The organism is Terrisporobacter muris (assembly GCF_024621905.1).
Lineage (GTDB): Bacteria > Bacillota > Clostridia > Peptostreptococcales > Peptostreptococcaceae > Terrisporobacter > Terrisporobacter muris.
In genome coordinates, this window is sequence record NZ_JANKBY010000453.1 from 1 (window position 1) to 2,303 (window position 2,303).

Here is a 2,303-nt window from a genome sequence, read left to right on the forward strand (position 1 = left end):
CTGACTTATATATTCTATAAATTCAATATAGTCATCTAAACTTATACTCTTATCACCTTTTGTAGTGAATAAATATCTAATTTTATTATCTACTAAACCTTGCATTTTCTGTCTAAGTGATTCTAATGATATATGTAAATTTTCATAAGAGGTTTTTATATCAAATTTAAACACATATCTATATTTATCTTTATTATTATCTTTAACCTCACTTGCCCATAAAAATGATTTACTATCTATTTTATTTCTCCTACAGTATTCTTCTCTGCTCATTATGGGTGTTCTAACTTCGCACACATACATATCCTCTAAATACCATTCTGATATGTTACTCTCATATTGATTTTGTATATGTTGCTGTTTTACTCCACTCGTCTTTATAAAGATTATCTTATCTCCTACTGTCATTTCATTTGGACTAATATCACATGTGGGACACCAGATTTTAGATTCTTTGGCTGATTTTATATTATAACCTTCTTTAACATATTCTTTATTAAAATTAGAATTTCTTCCACAATAACTTATCCAAACATTTCGATCTTTCTTTTCTTTTACTTGTTGATAAAATAACCTCTCAAAATTTTCTTTAACAAAATTAATAAAATCTGACTGATTAAGTTGATAAATATCAATTTTATCTACATCTAATCTATCTGGTATAATATCATGTTTATATACTAAAATAAATCCATTATTTATGACAAACATATCATATTCATCTGAATATTTTTTTTGTGTATGATATTTAAATTGAGATGTTAAAAATTTAACTTCTGCCGGTCGTTTCCCTTTTTTATCTGATTTTATTGTTATACAATCTACATCAGGAAATTTTGTATCTGTTATCTCTTCTAAATCAACTACTTTCACTTCTTTTTCTTTGAATTTACCATTATAACATATTTGCAATAATTTTAAATTATTTGACTTAAATCTTTCCATTAAATATTGATATATTACACTTTCATGTATAAATGACCACTCACCTCTTGCCATACGTTAAACTCCTAATATAATAAATTATACTTTTTATTATGGCAATTATATTATATTTTTATAAGCTAACTATTTATAATTTTTAAGCTAAGCACAAAAAGTGATTGTAGATAAACTGATTTTCAAACAAATTTATCTATAATCACAAAATTTAAATCATTATTTCAATAAAGCAAAGATATATTTTTAGAATTTAAATACTACATTTCATACTCATAAAAATCTTCTTTGTTATTGTTTGTCATCTGCATATCTTTAATAATAGTAGTTAAATATCCTAAATTAATTTCATACCCTATAGCATTTCGTTGTAATTCATTTGCTACTTTTAATGTCGTTCCTGTTCCACAAAACGGATCTAATATAGTGTCTCCTTTTATACTATATAAATTTATAATCCTATTAACAAGCTCATCTGGAAATGTAGCTGGATGATCTTTATTATGAGATGAAGGATTTATATTCCATATAGGAGTGAACCAATCTTCTATATCTTCTTTAAGAAACTTATCTACCCTTTCATTTAATTTAGGCAGATTTCTTTGATTTCCAGGTTTTCTAAAAACTAAAATATGTTCTATTGATAAATCATTATATACATATGGAGGATATATATATTCTTTATCTACAGAACCATAGATGATTTTCCCCTTATCTCCTTTTTTGACACTTTCCTTTTTCCATATTGTATGAGAAAAAAATTCAAAATCCATGCTAATAAAATATTGTATTAAATCTGAATGTATTGGATAAATTTTAGATCTTGAATATTTGCTTTTACTTACATTTTTCCTTATATCTGCTACATTAAATACACAGAATCCATCCTCTTTTAAAACCCTCATACACTCAAATATATTTTTCTTCAGTAACTCTAAGTAACATTTATATGTAAGACCTAATCCAAGTTGTTCATCTGATTTATAATCTTTTATATCCCAATATGGTGGACTAGTTATAACTAAGTCAATACTATTTGTATTTATTTCTTTCATATTTTCAATAGAATTCTTATTATATATTTTAATACCCAATTTGATCCCCCATAACTAAACTATGTTAATACATGGTATATAATTACATACTGACTTGTACTATTTTAATTCTTTGTTTTGGATTAAATAGATCCACTTTAAGTTTTATAAGTGTGATATATATGATAAATATGCTTATTTAATAGTATGTAATAATTTCTTTATAAAAAACTACTAAGTCATAAAGTTAGTAGTTCATTTTTCATGTTACAGAATGTTTGTATGCTGGATATTCTTTATCGTAATCAAACTTTGATTTTATTTGCTATT

General features: G+C 24.4%; 2 protein-coding genes. Both read right to left on the reverse strand.

From position 1 onward, the window contains the following. On the reverse strand, nt 1-999 hold a 999-nt coding region (locus NSA58_RS19095), incomplete at its 3' end, for a hypothetical protein (protein WP_257560858.1). 200 nt (nt 1,000-1,199) lie between these two features. Then, nucleotides 1,200-2,033 (reverse strand): DNA-methyltransferase, encoded by an 834-nt coding sequence (locus NSA58_RS19100; protein ID WP_074429242.1) that lies wholly within the window; start codon nt 2,031-2,033, stop codon nt 1,200-1,202. Nucleotides 2,034-2,303: the final 270 nt, after the last annotated feature.